Genomic DNA, 16230 nt, shown 5'->3' on the forward strand with positions numbered 1-16230 from the left:
TACCGATAATCTTCATCGTCTACCCCCGCTCCCTTTCACTTGTATTCGTTCCCTATGCAAGCAGTATGCTCAGAGATTCCGGTCATATTCTCCCGTCATCACCCGAAGAGGCGAACCCCCAAGGTCAGGCATAACCTTGGGAGTCCGCCTCTTAAGCCTTACCCTTTGAATATTTTGACAATGAATGGGTATGGTAATTTTGGAAAGGAGTGGAGGGTATGAAGGAGAAAGCGGGAGCCTCCGGTCTTCTCGACAAAAAGCTGAAGAACCTTGAGCCTGATATTGAATCCAAGATTTCCGGCAAGCTGGACGACAATTTATATGCCATTCAGCAAATTTTCGCCAAATGCTCCGATCTTGTCGTACGCAAACTCCAATGCTTCGGCTCCATGCCCGGCGTAGCCGTCTATCTCGACGAACTGATTGACAAGCAGCTGTGGGACACGGGCTTTCTGGAGCCTGTTATGCTGTATGAATTCGATCCTGCCGATACCTCAGCGCAGCTATATGAAATGCTGCAATATAAATTGGCATCCATCGTACAACCCAGAATCGTCTCGGATATGAATGAAATTGTGCAGGGGATCGTCAGGGGAGACATTGCCTTATTCATTGACAACTTCACGGAAGCCTTCACCTTTCAAATTAAAGACAAGCTGCAGCGCCAGCTGGAGGAGCCGACCACCGAGGCGATCATTCGCGGTCCGCGATACGGCTTCATCGAGAAGCTCGACATCAACATGGCGATCATCCGCCATCGGCTCCGGACGCCCCGGCTGAAGGTGGAGAAGCTATGTGCGGGTAAGCTATCGCAGACCGATATTGCGGTTATCTACATTGAGGATATCGCTCAGCCCAGCGTGGTAGAAGAGGTGAAGCGACGAATATCAGGAATCGACATGGATAGTGTGCTCGAATCCGGCTATATCGAGGAATTGATCAGCGATCATCCTTACTCGCCTTTTCCCGTCATGCAATCAACCCAACGTCCCGATATGATTACAGGTTCCTTGATCGAAGGCAAGATTGCCATCCTCATAGACGGTTCGCCGATGGCACTCGTCCTGCCCATTACTTTCTGGTTCGGGTTTCAGACGGCCGAGGACTATTACATGAATTTCATTTTCGCGACGCTGCTGCGATGGCTGAGATATCTGTTCGCTTTCCTGGCGATGGCGCTCCCGTCCATCTATATTGCGGTCACGACCTTCCAGCAGGAGATGATCCCGACCAGCCTGGCGCTCAGCCTCGCGGCCGCTCGGGAAGTTGTTCCCTTTCCGGTTATGGCGGAAGCCTTGATCATGGAGGTCACATTCGAGGCGCTTCGCGAAGCCGGAATCCGTCTGCCTCGTCCCGTTGGTCAAACGATCAGCATTGTAGGCGCCCTTGTTATCGGACAAGCCGCTGTTCAAGCAGGCATCATCTCGGCTCCCATTATCATTATTGTTGCTACTACGGGAATCGCTTCATTCCTCATCCCCAACCCGGGCATGAGCCAGGCCATCAGCCTGATACGGTTCCCGCTCATGCTCCTCGGCGCAACTTTCGGATTATATGGCGTGGGGGTTGGTATGCTTGCCATCCTGATCCATCTGGCGAATCTATCCTCCTTCGGCGTGCCCTATATGACGCCTATTGCACCATTCAGCTTCAGCGGACTGGCAGATTCATTATTAAGAGCCCCGTGGAGGCTCTTGAGGAGACGGCAGCATACCAAGCGTCGACTGGAGTGAAAGAAACCCATGACCATAACACACAAGGCTTTCGGGTTCCTTATCGTTCTCGTGATCCTCGGATTGACGACCGGCTGCTGGGACCGCCAGGAGATGGACGACCTTGCCCTGGTCATGGCTACCGGTCTTGACCTTGCGGATGACGGACAGCTTGAGATCTCGCTGCAGATTGCTCTTCCCACGGGAATTCCAAGTGCCGTAACCTCCGGAAGCAGCGGCAAGAAATCACATCTTGTCATTTCCGCCAAAGGTAAAAGCACATCGGATATTATGGGCAAATTGCAGCAGCAATTGTCTCGCAGCCTCTATTTCGGTCACAGGGGAGTCATTATTATCGGGGAGCAGTATGCCCGGCATGGAATCAACCAGGCACTGGATTCATTAATCCGGTCACCCGAGCACCGCTTCAATAGCTATGTGATCACAGCCTCTGGATCAACAGCCCAAGACATCCTGAATACGCCTTATCAGCTTGAGCTAATTCCGGGGATTGGCATCACCAAAATTCAAGCCGGGAAATGGAGCTATCCGGTCAAAATCGATGAGTTTCTGGATGCCATATCCTCGCGAGGGAGAGAGCCAACTACCGCTGCCATTCGAATCGTCACGAATAAAGATGGCAAGAAAACATTCTTGATCGACCAGCTTGCCGTATACCGGGGCAATAAACTGCTTGAATACCTGATTCCTAATGAAATGAAGCTGCTGCGATGGTGGATGGGTCACATTTATCAGATGAGCTATACGGTGCAGTTGGAACCGGAAAATGAAAGGTACAAGGGAACTGCTGGTGTAGACCTTCTGCATAAAACAGTAAGCATACACACCAAGATCAAGAACGGGCGGCCTGAAGTGGGGATCAAGCTCGCTGCTACTGTCCGGGCCGTCGACAACGACACCGATCTTGATCTAAGCAAGAGTCCGAACATGAAACGTCTGGAAACGCTGGTATCTCAGCAAATTCACAAGGATGCGAAGAGCCTGCTCGCGCATACCCAAGAGCTGGGGGCGGACATTCTCGGCATTGGGGAAGAAATCCATATCCAGCACCCCTATGCATGGAAAAAAATAAAAAACACTTGGATCGACATCTACCCCACTGTTCCCATTAACGTTGAGGTAGACATCAAGGTGACACGAACAGGGAAAACACAACAACCCGTGTATATCCATAGTACAGATTGACCCTCTATTGAAAGAGAGTTGTTCAAGATGAAAATGAAATTATCGGGCATACAGGCATTCTGGATCATCATGATCATGAACCTCGGGATGACGCTTGTTGTGACGGTCACCCCGAGCCTGCAAGCCGCAAAGCAGGATGCCTGGATCTCCATCATCGCGGCCGGCTGCATCGCCATGCTGATTGCATTGCTGGTGACACAAGTCGCGCAGCTCTACCCGAATCAGACCTTGATTGAATCCTGTCAGACGATTCTGGGAGCATGGCTGGGGAAAGTGATCATCTTCATCTATTTGGTCGAATGGTATACGATTACCCCGATCATTCTTCACCAATTCACCGATGTGGTCCAAATCATGCTGCTGCATCGGACGCCCAAGGAAGCAATCATGCTTCTGATGATTTGCTTAATTGTATACGTCACCTATGTTGGGGGAATCGAAGGCATTGGGCGCTGTGGCGAATTTCTGGGTCCCATTATTCTGCTCATGGTCGCGCTTGTCCTGATCGCTAACATAACCAACGTCAATGTGAAGAACCTCCTGCCGGTATATGCGGACAGCGGTTTGACGCGAATACTGGGCGGCTCGCTGGCTCCAGCCTCGTACCTCGGGCACTCTATTGAATATCTGATGTTCGCATCATTCTTGAATGAGACCCGCAAAGGAACCCCATATGTATTCAGTGCGGTCCTCACTGCATTTACTATGGTGCTGTTAACCACGATGATGATCATCGTCACCATCGGAACGAATCTGTCCCCTGACATCTGGTATCCTTTTATCGAGATGGCCAAAAAAATCTCGCTGTTCGGTTTTATCGATAATATCGACGCAGTCCCGATCGTCATCTGGATCACCAGTGTATTTATTAAACTGGCTGTGTATCTCTTCATCATGAGCTATGGAACCGCTCAATTCCTGAATGTCCGCAACTGGAGGAAGATGATCTGGCTGGTTGCTCCGGTCATTTTTATCTTTGCGTTGATTCCGCAAGATGTTACCCAAGCGTCCACTCATTATTTGCAAAAATACTTGGTTCCGATTGCTCTGCCCGTCAATATGCTCGGACTGCCTCTGCTCCTGCTTATTGTTGGGAAGCTGCGACAACGGAAAAATCCGGCATCTGCGGCGCCGGCGGATAACGCATAACCAGCTCCCTAACGCGGAACAAGTGAGCCTCCAGGCAATCGGTCACAACAAAAAGCCCCCGGTTCATGAAGCCATGAACCGGAGGCCATGAATTAGGCTCCCTTAAAACTCTTCGTATACTGCCGGGTCCTGATCGTTGATGCGGCCCGATGCGCGGCTCAGCCCGTTGATGCGCTCCACCTCGTCCGCCGACAAGGCAAAGTCAAAAATATTCAGATTATCCCGCTGATGCCCTGCGGAAGATGCCTTCGGAATCGGAATCGCGCCGAGCTGCACATGCCAGCGCAGCACAACCTGCGACACGCTCTTGTTGTGGGCCTTGGCAATGTCGGACAGAATCTCCTGTCCCAGCAAATCGGTGTTGCGGCCAAGCGGACTCCACGATTCCACCGTGATGCCCTGCCTGGCATCCCACTCACGCTGCTCCCGCTGGTTAAAGTACGGATGCAGCTCAATCTGGTTGATGCTCGGCTTGACGCCCGTCTCGCGGATCAGCGTCTCCGTATGCTCCGGCAGGAAGTTGCAGACGCCGATCGAGCGCAGCAGACCCCGCTTCCGGGCTTCAACCATCGCCTCCCACGCCTCCACATATTGGCCGACCCGGGGATTGGGCCAATGAATCAAATACAGATCGTAATAGTCCAAGCCTGCGCGGTAGACCGACTCCTCAATGGTCTCCAGAGCCTCCCGGTAAGCATGGCGGCGTCCCGGCAGCTTCGAGGTGATGATCAACTCGTCCCGCGGCACGCTGCTCTGCCGGACTGCCTCGCCGACAGCGCCTTCGTTCTCGTAATTGAACGCTGTATCCAACAGCCGGTAACCGAGATCAATGGCTCCTGCGATGGATTTGGCTCCTTCCGATCCCTTGAGCGAATACGTTCCAAACCCGATGGCAGGCAGCTTCAGCCCGTCGTTCAATGTGACCAATTCCACAGTATGCACACTCCTCGTTATGTCTGGTTGGGCTTTTCCCTACCTAATAATCATAGAAGAGTCTAATTTGGAATACAAATTTGCTCAACCCCATACGTCATGGAGCACGGACCGGAACAAATCGTCAAGCCGCTGATCCTGATCTCCGTCACCAGGCCGCATTCCGGGTGCCGTCCGCTCGTAATACGCGATCCTTTCTTCCAAATATTCATTGATCGGATTAATTCGGGGCTCAAAGTCCATCTCGTCACCCGCTCTTTTACGGACCAAAAGTTCGTCTATAACCGCTCTCAGGTCACTTCCCGCCGCCACCAGCTCCTCGACAAGCCGGTCAAATTCGATTGGAGGCATGGCGTCGTACTTCTCAATCCATTCACAGGCCAGGATCGGACGGAGAACGTAGAAATACTTTTTGATCTTGACCTGATCCCCTTGCAGGTAGTCGCGGTAGTTCCCCTTTGCCATATGCAGATAATGATGGATACACGATTTTGGAGAAAAAGTTAAGGGCGAGATTTCCCGGATTTGTTCGGTTATCAGACGGTTCTCCTTATACACGATCGGCGATTGAAGCCATTCCAGCAGCGGCGGGTTCGACTTGCGGAACAGGCTGAGCGCCTTTCTCAAATCCCATCCGTTGATATCGAGCATATCGCTGATAGGCCGTTCAATCACATCCCGTTTATCAAAAATGGATAGATACCAATCTACTGGCCGGATATAAATAAATCTGACGTCGTAGTCGCTGTCCTTGGAGGGGAACCCCCATGCGCGGCTGCCCGATTCACAGGCATACAGAATCCGAACCCCTTCTTCCTCTTCGATGCTTCTTAACTCTTCCAGAATGACCTGGTTTATATCGGACATGGGTGTCCTCCTCCTTATCCATCTATTTTTCCCTTAATCGTCTAAACGAAGCCCTTCAATCCGCTCAACCAGAGAAGAATAACCCTGCACGGACTGCGCGATATAGCCAAGCACGGTGTCGCTCCAGCCATAAATATAGAAGGTCTGAGGGTCTTGATCCGGGACCATCGCATGCCGGTAAGGGGCAAGGTCGATGATAAAAGCCTTTACGTCTCTGTTCACCTTCGAACGGTACCGTCTTAATTCTGCATAAAAGGGACTTCCGCTGTTCTGCTGCTCATCCGTGATCATAATAATCTGGTCGACTTTCTTCCGCTCCGTGATGAGCTTCCGTACAGGCGCTCCCGTATCGGTTCCCCCGCGGGTATGAATCCGTGCCGCTTGAGTCAGGATGCTGTCTTTCCGGGACGGCTTCGCGTCCTCTACTTCCGTATCGAAGAGCCAGAACAGCGAGTTCCCCTGCGTCTTCTTGTACAGCGCCAGCGCGAACACGGAGCCAATCTCCAGATACTGGCCGCTCATCGAGCCGGATATATCAAGGAAGATTGCCGTGCGCTCTCCGAGATCGGGAAGGTTGTGGAATGTAAGCTCGGCAGCCTCACGCAGCGCATCCCGCAGCTCCGGCTGCTCAACCTGGCGGAAAGCCGACGCTAACCGGAACGGCAGGATTTTGGCTTTCTTGAGCGCCTGTTCATCGCACAGACGGCTCGCAACATAGTCGAGATTCCGCTTGTTCTCCAGAACTCCGGCCCGCTGCAGCGCATTCAGATGACGCAGCAGAGCAAATGTCGGCATCTGGTGCAGGATGGCCTCCCATACCGCAAGAGTCGGCTTGACCGAGCCGGTTACCGTTTCATACGGAAGCTTGCCGCGCTCAATCCATGCAATCTGCTCTTCCTCGGTTGAAGCGAGCTTCAGCCGCTCCATGGCTTCCACTTGAGGCAGCAGGGCCAGATTGGTCTCAAGCCCGCGCAAATACCGGAACAAAGCCTGCTGCTTGAGGTCCTCCGGCTTCGGGTGACAGGTTGCGATGGCATCCCCCAGGCTGTACCTGCGCCCGCGTCCGTTATACTTGATCGCCCAGTACTGGGATACGCCCGCCAGGAACCGGTTCACCTGCCGCTTGACGGCACGGCCGCCCTCACCGCGTCCAAGCCCGTTCATTATCGTCATGAAATCGGACAGGTCGGATGGAATCCGGACGACCTGCAGGAAGATTTTGGCAAACAAATCCGGATGAACCAGCGAAAGAATAGCCAGGCCGAACAAAGGCTGCAGTCTCATTAGCCCTTCGTTGCGGGCAAACACAATGGCTTTCGCCATGAAGACCGGATTGCGGTCCGCCATCTCGCGATGGAGGCGCTCCGCATCGCTGAATAACTCCTGTTGATCCGCATAGAACGTATTCCCCATCGTATTGGTTAGCAACGTCTGCACATATTGTTCCTCGACTGATCGCACAAACGCCGGATATTGATCTTTATTGGATGTATTCGGCCTAATTGCTCCGAACAGCTTCTTTGCCATGCTCATGAATGGAATCCTCCTTAAATGAAACCCTGTGAGGAAGAGGCGGGATAGGTACGCTGCAGGAGTCGAACCTGCCGTATTGCCCGGGTATTGCCATTGGTCGATCAGCTCGAAGTAACCCATCCCTGCGCCTCACAGGATTATCATTGCAATAGACCACCGAGGAAGAAAGATTCGAAAAGGTACAATGCTGCTCTACCAACTGAGCTATTCCCCCACACGGAGGAAGTTGGATTCGAACCAACGACAAGCCGATTAGAAGTCGAAGTAACCCTTTCATGCGCCTCGGATGATCTTATAGCCAGCCGCCGCATCCGCGCCGGCTTTCTGTGTCTATCTTCGCTCATTATGGAGACGGCGAACATGGCGTAAGTATTACGACACTGAACTAAAGTTTTCCATTCCGCCCAAATCCCGCCCCTGTTACAATGAAGAGAGAGGTCTGGAACGGGGGATTAGTGTGGCTAAAGAGAGCTTTGATAAAGAAATTCAATTCCTGCGCATGCTTGTGCTGACAAGCGGGGCATTCAGCAGGCAGCAGTTCGCCGAGCGATTGGGCATATCCGTACATACCTTTGACAAAACGATCCGGCGGCTCAAGGACGTCGTCAGCTCCGTTCAGCAGCATCTGCCGCAAGAGCAAAGCGCCGAACTATCCGAGACGATCCGCTTCAGCTACTACGATTCCACCGATCCGCTGCTGCTGTTTCTGTTCCGGGCCAAATCGGTCAAAGAAACCGAAAGCCAGCGAATCTCGCTGCTGCTCGGGGCGATGAGCGACCAGGCCAGAACGGCCATGGATCTGCTGGATATGTGCTGCGACAGCCTGTCTCCGGGGCTTCCAATGCCTGATGAGAAGACCATCCGGTCGGACCTGAAATATCTGGAAGAGGTCGGTGTTATCCTGAAAGAGCCGGGGCCCCGCCCCTACCGCTACCGCATTCAGGATGATCTGATCCGCAGCTTGTCGGATGAGGAGCTGATCGATCTATACGATTTCGTGGATGTCATGGCGAATACGCAGGTTCCTTCCGTTCAGGGCTATTTGCTGCGGGACGGACTCAAGAAGCATCTGCTGCGGGGGGATTTCGAGCAGCACGCCATTGAACCTTTTTTATATAAATATCATTATTACTCCCGGATTCTGGATGAGGCCCATCTGTTCACGCTGCTTCATGCCATCCGCCACCGCCGCAAAGTCCGGTTCCTCTATTTCTCGCCCAAATCCGACAAGAGCTATGCCTCCAAGAACACTAACCCCTTATTCGAAAAAGAGACGAAGGCCAAGGCGGAGAAGACACTCCCTCTAAAAATCGTCTACGACCATCAGTATGGACGGTGGTATTTGCTATCCCACGGAAGAGAGGGAATCCGGAAGTACCGGATGGAAGGCATTACGCAGATTGAGGAAGATGAATCGGTGCCGGAGGACTGGCATGAGGAGAAGAAGCGCGGACTGGAAGAGAAGCTCCGCTACAGCTGGCTGATCGATACGGGCAACCCGGTGACGGTGCGGGTGAGATTTTACAATCCAGGCGAGTCGCAGCCCAACTTTGTCAGAGAACGGGTGCTGCTGCAGGGACAGTGGGGGCGGATTGTCTTTGAGGACGAAGATTCGTTCATTTACGAAATTACAGTCAACGGGACGACCGAGATCAAGCCGTGGCTGCGGAGCTTCGGGTCCAGCTGTGAGGTGCTAGAGCCCATTCGGTTCCGCCGGGAAATGATCGCTGAATGGAAGGAGATCCAGTCCTACTATGAATCTGTTTGAGAAAGTTTTTAATCACCAGATCATGTCCCGCCTGGAGGATTCCGGAACCTTCATGGTCAGCTCGCATGAGCGGGCATGGCTGAAGACGATGCTTGCGCATCCGGCAGCTGCCGAGGCTTTTACCCCGGATACCTTGAACAAGCTGCGCGCAATTCTGGAGCCCGACCCGATGATGGATACCTCCAGCCACCTGATTGAAAAAGCCCGCAGCATGGAGAAGCAGGTCTATCACCCGCTCCTGCGCACGCTGCGGCGGCATATTTGGAGCAAATCCGGGGTACGTTTAACCTATAGGATTAAGAGCGGACGCGTGAACAGCGATCAACCGGGCGTTCCGTACAAGCTGGAATATTCCATGGTCAAAAGAGAGTGGTATCTGCTCTGGTATCATCTCCGCCATCGCGCCTTCATGACGACCAGACTGAAGAACATTCACTCAGTCACTGCGGAGCCTATTGAAGCGTCGATGGTGGATGGTATTTGCCGGAAGATCGGCAGAATGCTGGATTCCCGCAAGTCGGTGGCGGTTATTGAAATCGTCCGCAAATATAACGAAGAGCTGTCCCGAATTCTGTACGCCTTCTCCAGCTTCGAGAAAGAAGTGGAGTACGATTCGGAGCAGGATACATACCGGGTCAAGGTGTGCTTGCTCGGAGATGACTTCGAGTACCTGCTCTCCAAAATCCGTTTTCTGGGCAAGCGGGTACGGGTGGTGGAAGGCGATTATTTGAAAAAAAGGATGCTGGAGGCTTCGACGAAAGCATTGGAGCGGTATGGGGTCGATGCGGAGAGTGAGGAACTGTCCTCGTAATTCACCTATGACTAACTACAAGGAGGGCCGCTACGAATGAATCTGAATCTGCCCGGATTATCTGCCGCCATCGCCCCGCTCGATTTGCGCAGCTGCCTGATCGGCCGCGGCGGTCGGCTGCTGCTGGAGCATTACCGGGATGACCGCATAGGCGGGGAGCTTGCCCGCATCAATTCCTGCACGAAGAGCATCCTGTCCGCTTCCATCTGCATCGCGATGGACAAGGGCATCGTCCCGCCCGCACATACGAGGCTGGGTGATTTCTTCCCTCAGCTCACACGGGACCGCGATCCCCGCAAAGCGGAGATTACGCTTGCGCATCTGCTGACGATGACCGCAGGCTGGGGCTGGGATGAGTTCGGCGGGCGGAAGTCTTTTCCCAGGATGACCCGCTCTCCCCACTGGGTTCAGTATGTACTCGGGCAGCCACTGGAGGATGATCCCGGTACGCGCATGGTGTACAACTCCGGCAACTCGCAGCTGCTGTCCGCGATTCTCGCCCTATGCTCCGGCATGAGCACCGCGCGGTTCACGGAGCAGCATTTGCTGCATCCGCTCGGCATCGAAGAATATGAATGGGAGAAAGACCCGCAGGGCGTTCATACCGGAGGCTTCGGCATGAAGCTGCGGCCGATCGATCTGTGGCGCTTCGGTCAGCTATACCTGCAGCAGGGCTTGTGGGAAGGACGGCAGCTGATCTCGCGGGAGCTGGTGCGGCGGTCTGTCAGCCCTGCCGTCGGCACCGAGCCGCCCCGGCGCGGCCGCTACGGCTGGCATTGGTGGACCGACCTCTTTCCGGACCATTCGCCGGATGCGGCTTCGGTTGCGCTTTCGGACGCAGCCGCGGATGCCGCGAATGCTGCGGATGCTGATGCCGTGGAGTATTTCTATGCCCGCGGCTACGGCGGGCAATTCGTCTACTGTCTCCCCGGGCTGAACACCGTCGTTGTCCTCACCCAGGATCAGCAGCGTCACAAGCGGAATCCCATCGACGAATTCCGCGAGAAGATTGCGCCCATGCTTGTGCAGAACTGAAGCATGGGCCGCAAAATAAGGCTGTGCCAAAGGACCCTCATGGTCCTTTGGCACAGCCTTTTGCCTTCACAACATGACGACAAACGATATTATTTTATTGTAAAACAATAAATCGTGTGTTAAAGTCATTTTACAATTAAATTAGTGAGGTGCTCTTTATGAAACGGGGAACAACACTCTTTTTGAAGATGGCTGTTATTCTCATTGGAATCCCAATTCTTGCTTTGTGCATATTTTTAGTGCCTAAGATCGGGAGTTTTGCTGGAGAATTGTATCCAGATATCGCTTATATGAAACCCCTCGTTTTAATCGATATGTACGCGGCGGCGATCCCTTTTTACTTTGCTCTGTATCAAGCTTTTAAACTTCTAAGCTATATTGATAAGAACCAAGCATTCTCGGAATTATCCGTAACGGCATTAAAGAATATAAAATACTGTGCCATCACAATCAGTACCTTGTACCTGCTAGGTATGCCGCTCTACTATCTCATGTCGCAGAAAATTGACCCTCCAAGCTTTATGCCAATCGGATTGATCATTATTTTCGCCTCTATCGTGATCGCCGTTTTTGCTGCTGTTCTCCAAAGACTTTTACAAGAAGCTATCCATATAAAATCAGAAAATGATTTAACGATCTGAGGTGAATATTATGGCGATTATCATCAATATTGATGTGATGCTGGCAAAAAGGAAAATGAGCGTAACTGAGCTTTCGGAGAGCGTTGGAATTACTATGGCGAATCTTTCTATTCTAAAAAATGGGAAAGCAAAAGCGGTTCGTTTATCAACATTAGAGGCGATATGCAGGACTTTGAATTGTCAGCCGGGAGATATTTTAGAGTACAGAAGCGACGAAGACACTTGATAAAAACAGACAGCAGCGACCCGATCCATTCGCCCATCGGGCTCTGCTTCAGTCCGGTCCATTGTCCGTTGAAGCCCAAGCCCTGCTCTCTCCCCTGCTGTTGTATGTTGCTCGCTTCCCGGCTGCTGCACAATCCCAAATCGAACACGATCAGCTTAACCCTAGCTCATCGGCTTCCGGCCTGGTTACTCCCCACTCCGCAGCCGGTACAGCCGCAGCGACACAGCGTCCAGCCGATCCCGGATCAATATCGCCTTCGAATACTCCGTGGGAATTCCCTCATAACCGGCGTATATCCCTGCAAGTCCTCCCGCAATTGCACCGATAGTGTCGGAATCTCCGCCCAAATTGGCGGCCTCCTGCACAACCTCGCTGAAATCCGCAGCGCGAAGCAGCAGATGCAGCACCCACCTGAAGGTATGTACGACATAGCCACTCGGCTCGCAGTCCGGTTTCTCTTCTACATGACCTTCATATTCCGTCCCTGATATTTCAGCCCGGACCGCGCTCCGAAGCTCCTCACCACGAAGAAGCCGGCCTCCGATACGATTATAGATGAGGCATGCTTCGCGGCATTTTTTATCATAGTGGGTCATATCGGATTGCAATGCAGTTACCCGCTCGACCTCGGACAAATCGGAATATGCCAACGCAGCGGGAAGACATCTCATCAAGGTGCCGTTCCCTCCGCTCCGGCCCAGCTCCTGATGCGTCCTTGCAGCCGCTGCGAACCAATCTCCCTTGTAATGCTCAAATACGCGGCGGATAATATTGCCGATATCCTTGGGATTCGTATCATACCACTCCATAAACCTGCGCCCGATCGGCTCCAGCGGAGCCGCCGGATTCTCCAGAATGCCTTCCGCCACAGCAAGAGTCATCATCGTATCATCCGTGACCTCTCCCGGTTCCAGCCGCCACACTCCGCCGCCGATGATTTCTCTCAGGTAGCCGTGCCTGGCCCGGATTTCCGGCGGGGTCATAAATTCCGTCGTCCCGCCCAGAGCGTCGCCGACGGCAACTCCGTACAATCCGCCTTTGATGCGATCGAATAATCGGTTATCTTTCACTTCTGATCCCTCGCTTTGCTGTTATTCCAGCCCTCTTAATCAGCTTCATTATTTAATATCGAGTGATAAAAATGCTCCACATCCGCATGGCTCGGAAGCCCCGACACCTGTCCGTCCCCGACTTCAATAACCTTCCATTCTCCGTTCGCCGTTCTGGCAATGTCCATCGTAAAAAATCGGCTGTCCACTCCCCTGGCCAGCTCTTGAAATGAATCAAGTCCGGAAATCTCCCGTTGATAGACCGCCTCGTCCCAATATTCCGTACACTCGATCAGCTTATGGTTTAAGAAAAACAACCGGTACTCATTCGACAAAGGCATGCCGCTAATCGGATGCACACCGAGTTGCTCCAACTGTATAAACTCACGGATCACAATGCCTCCATTAAGCTCCGAGCCTTGACGATCCATGAAATTCCGAATAACCGTTTGAGCGTGTTGCGGGTCGGAGGCGTCCGGTATATAGCAGGCATCCTCCCACTCATGCTTTCTGGACTTGACGTAATCCTTAACGATAACCGGTTTGTTACCGAATACGTGCATTTTCTCGAACAGAGCGCCAAAGCCATTTGAGAGTTCCCCAACCTCAAGCCAAATGCTCTTTGGAGTTGCCTGCTCAATCGCCTCATAAGAACAAGGAAAGTAATGTCCATTTCTATATTCCGAGGGAGAGTTGATCAGGAACGCATTTTTCCGCTTCAATTCGTTGTATAGCTGTTCGTAAACATGCGGTTTGAGCATCCAGCCTCTGTAGATGAAGCTTTGGGGCGTTTCAAATGCCGGAACCCGTTTGACTGCTGAAGCAGGCTCCCCGTCTATGAGGGACTCCAGCGAGATCAAATAGACATCCATTCCCAGCTTCCGGGCACAATGATATTCCTGTTCATATTCCTGATCCGCAGCCTTGTTATTTAAAGGATCCGAGCAAAACAAAACCTTCATATGCGCTCCCCCAGTAAATCATCTTAACCAAACTGTACCATATCCTGGTTACAAATAACGGTCTATGCCCCTAAATTCAAGGAACCTATTTAACTCTTCTGCGTCTATATCTTTTAGACAGCAACAAAACTCTAATAAGAGGTGAATGATGAAACACTTAGACGGTCTCTAGCTTCCCCCAAGGAGGTTAGAGAGCTTATGAGCAGAAGTGTCAAAAAAACACCAGCATGCACAGATCATAGCACCCCGGGCTCGCGCTGGTGCAAACAACAGGCCAGCAAAGCCGTACGCCGCTATACAGACGATGTCCCGCACGGCAAATGGTACCGGAAATTGTACTGTTCTTGGATTATTTGCGATTACCGTTTCTTTAAAACAAGACAGCAGGCGATTGAGGAATGGGAGACGTCATCTTATCCGCGTATTCGTGCCTTAACCCGGGCTGAAGTCATTAACGATTGGGAACAGTGCTTTAGAAGAAAATAACCAAAAAAGCCGGACAGGGAAGCCCGGCTTTTTTGGTGTTTTTACCGTAATGCGCGAATCGCCGGGTTGCAATCATACTGCATTTCACCCCGAATGGTTAACGGCAGCACATGACTCGACAGCATGATTTGGACGAATTTCTTGCGGCATATAGAGCAGCAGCCCTTTCTATACAGTTCAACAAGAATGTTCTGACATAAAGGAGATGGATGCTCGGTAAAGATATCCTCAATACTAGAGCCAATACTATGAAATGAATCTTTGCTGCGCTTCTTGAATACCACATGTTCCAGCAGTGGCAAGTCTTTTTCCCGGTAATAGTGTATGAACAGCTCAAGCGCCTCAATTTCAGTATATGGCTGACGGATAAGCTCAATGCCTAGCTGACGAATGCGTTCGTCCTTCACCTTGATCTTGCTTAGAGCACGAATGGCCGATGAGCGCAGCCGCTTGTTACCCGACCTCGCCAGCTCCATCATTTTTTGCGGATCATGTGGAAAAGCCCTGGTTCTAAAGATTTGCAAATAAGCCTCCAGCCTCCTAGGGTCCTGTTCATCCAGCAGATCATCAGCCGCCTTTACCAGGTCTGCCTCGGAAGCTTTCCTACCCCATCTGAAGTACGAATAATGCGGTCCCGGTTTGGCCTTAATAGATAACTTCAATTCAGCATAGGAGACCTCATCAGGTTGCGATGGAACATGGCTCTTCTCAACGGAGGAGGATTGCATAAAAGCTTGAATGTTCGCGTCACGAATGCCCTCCAGCAGAGCGGCTACTTTGACCTCTCCCAAGAATTCATAGGCATGCTTCAACAGAAACCCAAACTCTTCATAATCGGAAGAACGTATTTTCCTTCCAATTTGCTCCGCTACAAATAAGAAGCCCTGCTCCCCTCCAGCATCTATAATTTCTTCTCCTCCGACGAAACTGTTCCATTCCTTGTCATAACGAAATCCTTTTTTCATAGCTGCTAATGCATTTGGGTTGCCATTCAAGGCAAACAGCTTCGCCAGCCGATATACCTGCAACAGATCCCATCCCTCTTGGGTCCCCAATGCCAGGATTATTCGTTCTTGCAGCAGAGCTGATGCCCCGGACAGCTGAATTATCTCCCAGAGATAATCTTCTCTGCTTGTTTCGCACTGAGGATCATATGCAGTGTTCTTGATGCAGGCATCGTATATGGCGTCAATGTGCTTCTCCGTAAGTGCCGGAGACTGCTTCAGATAGAGAATGATGCTCCCTAGTCCACGCGCCAAATCATAGCGAAATTGCCGGATTAACAATATATCCCCCCTACTCCTCCATCACTGCCAAGCTCTCCATCGGCACCCGGTCAGCCAGCCATACTTCATTCCCCGCATAGTAAAAGGTGGCCCCCATCTGCCTCGCAGACGGCGTATCGACCTTGAGAATCACCAGCTCTCCCCTGCGGCTCCCCGCCAGCTCTGCGAAATGGGTGCCTTCCGACAAATGCACATACTGCCGGCTCATCGGACTCAAGCCTTCCTTCAGGATCGTTGGGAGAGCCTTTTTGTTCGTCCCGTGATACAGAATGGCCGGAGGCTCGCCCGGAGTATACCCAACCTTGTCATGACTGTGACCGTATCTGGCCCGAATACGGCCATCCCCGATTTCAAAACGCTGCTTCTCCGAATTCCGGACCACCTGCTCGATATCTTCCTGACTCACCCAAGCCCACTTGGGCTGGGCCTGAATAGCTTCTAGTAAAACCCCCACAGGGCAAGAACCATCCCCGGAGTCCAAGTCAACTCCGAACTCCTCGGGCGTATGCCGGAGAATCATGGTCATCATTTTGCTTAAGCTTTTTTCCATAGCCTGATTTAGCATG

16 protein-coding genes are annotated in these 16230 nt (G+C 52.1%); 9 read left to right on the forward strand and 7 right to left on the reverse strand.

The features are described from left to right. The first annotated feature begins 218 nt into the window (after window positions 1-218). From KIH86_RS24550 to KIH86_RS24560, 3 genes are read left to right on the forward strand one after another with little or no spacing between them, the layout of a single operon-like run. A complete protein-coding gene (locus tag KIH86_RS24550) occupies window positions 219-1733 on the forward strand; it encodes a spore germination protein (protein ID WP_223083567.1) in 1515 nt (504 codons plus the stop codon). A gap of 9 nt (window positions 1734-1742) precedes the next feature. Beyond that, window positions 1743-2918 carry a Ger(x)C family spore germination protein gene (locus KIH86_RS24555; RefSeq protein ID WP_223083568.1) on the forward strand — a complete coding sequence of 392 codons (1176 nt, stop codon included), beginning with the start codon at window positions 1743-1745 and terminating at the stop codon, window positions 2916-2918. A 27-nt stretch (window positions 2919-2945) separates the two neighbouring features. Further along, window positions 2946-4067, forward strand: a complete 1122-nt coding sequence (locus KIH86_RS24560) for a GerAB/ArcD/ProY family transporter (RefSeq protein WP_223083569.1) — start codon at window positions 2946-2948, stop codon at window positions 4065-4067. Window positions 4068-4169: 102 nt separating this feature from the next. On the opposite strand, the gene KIH86_RS24565 is transcribed toward KIH86_RS24560, so the two are convergent. The 3 genes from KIH86_RS24565 to KIH86_RS24575 all read right to left on the reverse strand — a co-directional run bounded on the left by KIH86_RS24565 (window position 4170) and on the right by KIH86_RS24575 (window position 7400). Continuing rightward, the gene (locus KIH86_RS24565) at window positions 4170-5009 is read right to left on the reverse strand and encodes an aldo/keto reductase (protein WP_223083570.1); all 840 of its coding nucleotides are present in this window, start codon (window positions 5007-5009) and stop codon (window positions 4170-4172) included. Window positions 5010-5084: 75 nt separating this feature from the next. Continuing rightward, a complete protein-coding gene (locus tag KIH86_RS24570) occupies window positions 5085-5867 on the reverse strand; it encodes a nucleotidyltransferase domain-containing protein (protein ID WP_223083571.1) in 783 nt (260 codons plus the stop codon). A 33-nt stretch (window positions 5868-5900) separates the two neighbouring features. Continuing rightward, window positions 5901-7400, reverse strand: a complete 1500-nt coding sequence (locus tag KIH86_RS24575; protein ID WP_223083572.1) for a TROVE domain-containing protein — start codon at window positions 7398-7400, stop codon at window positions 5901-5903. A 457-nt stretch (window positions 7401-7857) separates the two neighbouring features. Here KIH86_RS24575 and KIH86_RS24580 point away from each other — a divergent pair, with 457 nt between their 5' ends. The 5 genes from KIH86_RS24580 (at window position 7858) to KIH86_RS24600 (ending at window position 11881) form a co-directional block, all read left to right on the forward strand. Continuing rightward, a complete protein-coding gene (locus tag KIH86_RS24580) occupies window positions 7858-9168 on the forward strand; it encodes a helix-turn-helix transcriptional regulator (RefSeq protein ID WP_223083573.1) in 1311 nt (436 codons plus the stop codon). Next, a complete protein-coding gene (locus tag KIH86_RS24585) occupies window positions 9155-9979 on the forward strand; it encodes a WYL domain-containing protein (RefSeq protein WP_223083574.1) in 825 nt (274 codons plus the stop codon). The genes KIH86_RS24580 and KIH86_RS24585 overlap by 14 nt, the downstream gene beginning before the upstream one ends. A 36-nt stretch (window positions 9980-10015) precedes the next feature. Next, window positions 10016-11014 (forward strand): serine hydrolase domain-containing protein, encoded by a 999-nt coding sequence (locus KIH86_RS24590; protein ID WP_223083575.1) that lies wholly within the window; start codon window positions 10016-10018, stop codon window positions 11012-11014. Between the two features lie 158 nt (window positions 11015-11172). Then, window positions 11173-11655, forward strand: a complete 483-nt coding sequence (locus KIH86_RS24595; RefSeq protein ID WP_223083576.1) for a DUF2975 domain-containing protein — start codon at window positions 11173-11175, stop codon at window positions 11653-11655. Window positions 11656-11665: 10 nt separating this feature from the next. After that, entirely contained in the window at window positions 11666-11881 is a 216-nt protein-coding gene (locus tag KIH86_RS24600; protein WP_223083577.1) for a helix-turn-helix domain-containing protein, read from the forward strand. A gap of 185 nt (window positions 11882-12066) precedes the next feature. Here KIH86_RS24600 and KIH86_RS24605 read toward each other — a convergent pair whose 3' ends face one another. Then, window positions 12067-12951: an ADP-ribosylglycohydrolase family protein gene (locus tag KIH86_RS24605; RefSeq protein ID WP_223083578.1), complete on the reverse strand. Its 885-nt coding sequence runs from the start codon at window positions 12949-12951 to the stop codon at window positions 12067-12069. A gap of 35 nt (window positions 12952-12986) precedes the next feature. Further along, window positions 12987-13892, reverse strand: coding sequence for an ATP-grasp domain-containing protein (locus KIH86_RS24610; RefSeq protein ID WP_223083579.1), 906 nt, complete (start codon window positions 13890-13892; stop codon window positions 12987-12989). Window positions 13893-14090: 198 nt separating this feature from the next. Here KIH86_RS24610 and KIH86_RS24615 point away from each other — a divergent pair, with 198 nt between their 5' ends. Next, window positions 14091-14378: a hypothetical protein gene (locus KIH86_RS24615; protein WP_223083580.1), complete on the forward strand. Its 288-nt coding sequence runs from the start codon at window positions 14091-14093 to the stop codon at window positions 14376-14378. A gap of 41 nt (window positions 14379-14419) precedes the next feature. On the opposite strand, the gene KIH86_RS24620 is transcribed toward KIH86_RS24615, so the two are convergent. Together KIH86_RS24620 and KIH86_RS24625 are read right to left on the reverse strand one after the other, a co-directional pair. Then, window positions 14420-15664, reverse strand: a complete 1245-nt coding sequence (locus tag KIH86_RS24620; RefSeq protein WP_223083581.1) for a hypothetical protein — start codon at window positions 15662-15664, stop codon at window positions 14420-14422. 10 nt (window positions 15665-15674) lie between these two features. Then, a complete protein-coding gene (locus tag KIH86_RS24625) occupies window positions 15675-16229 on the reverse strand; it encodes an RNA 2'-phosphotransferase (RefSeq protein ID WP_223083607.1) in 555 nt (184 codons plus the stop codon). Window position 16230: the final 1 nt, after the last annotated feature.

The organism is Paenibacillus sinensis, from assembly GCF_019904155.1.
In the GTDB taxonomy this organism is placed as follows: Bacteria; Bacillota; Bacilli; order Paenibacillales; family Paenibacillaceae; genus Paenibacillus_AQ; species Paenibacillus_AQ sinensis.

Bases quoted from the DNA above. Each gene is read 5' to 3' on its own strand.
- KIH86_RS24555 (WP_223083568.1), top strand. From the start codon at position 1,743: ATGACCATAACACACAAGGCTTTCGGGTTCCTTATCGTTCTCGTGATC.
- KIH86_RS24625 (WP_223083607.1), bottom strand. From the start codon at position 16,229: ATGCTAAATCAGGCTATGGAAAAAAGCTTAAGCAAAATGATGACCATG.
- KIH86_RS24600 (WP_223083577.1), top strand. From the start codon at position 11,666: ATGGCGATTATCATCAATATTGATGTGATGCTGGCAAAAAGGAAAATG.
- KIH86_RS24550 (WP_223083567.1), top strand. From the start codon at position 219: ATGAAGGAGAAAGCGGGAGCCTCCGGTCTTCTCGACAAAAAGCTGAAG.
- KIH86_RS24560 (WP_223083569.1), top strand. From the start codon at position 2,946: ATGAAAATGAAATTATCGGGCATACAGGCATTCTGGATCATCATGATC.
- KIH86_RS24615 (WP_223083580.1), top strand. From the start codon at position 14,091: ATGAGCAGAAGTGTCAAAAAAACACCAGCATGCACAGATCATAGCACC.
- KIH86_RS24575 (WP_223083572.1), bottom strand. From the start codon at position 7,400: ATGAGCATGGCAAAGAAGCTGTTCGGAGCAATTAGGCCGAATACATCC.
- KIH86_RS24585 (WP_223083574.1), top strand. From the start codon at position 9,155: ATGAATCTGTTTGAGAAAGTTTTTAATCACCAGATCATGTCCCGCCTG.
- KIH86_RS24610 (WP_223083579.1), bottom strand. From the start codon at position 13,892: ATGAAGGTTTTGTTTTGCTCGGATCCTTTAAATAACAAGGCTGCGGAT.
- KIH86_RS24590 (WP_223083575.1), top strand. From the start codon at position 10,016: ATGAATCTGAATCTGCCCGGATTATCTGCCGCCATCGCCCCGCTCGAT.
- KIH86_RS24595 (WP_223083576.1), top strand. From the start codon at position 11,173: ATGAAACGGGGAACAACACTCTTTTTGAAGATGGCTGTTATTCTCATT.
- KIH86_RS24570 (WP_223083571.1), bottom strand. From the start codon at position 5,867: ATGTCCGATATAAACCAGGTCATTCTGGAAGAGTTAAGAAGCATCGAA.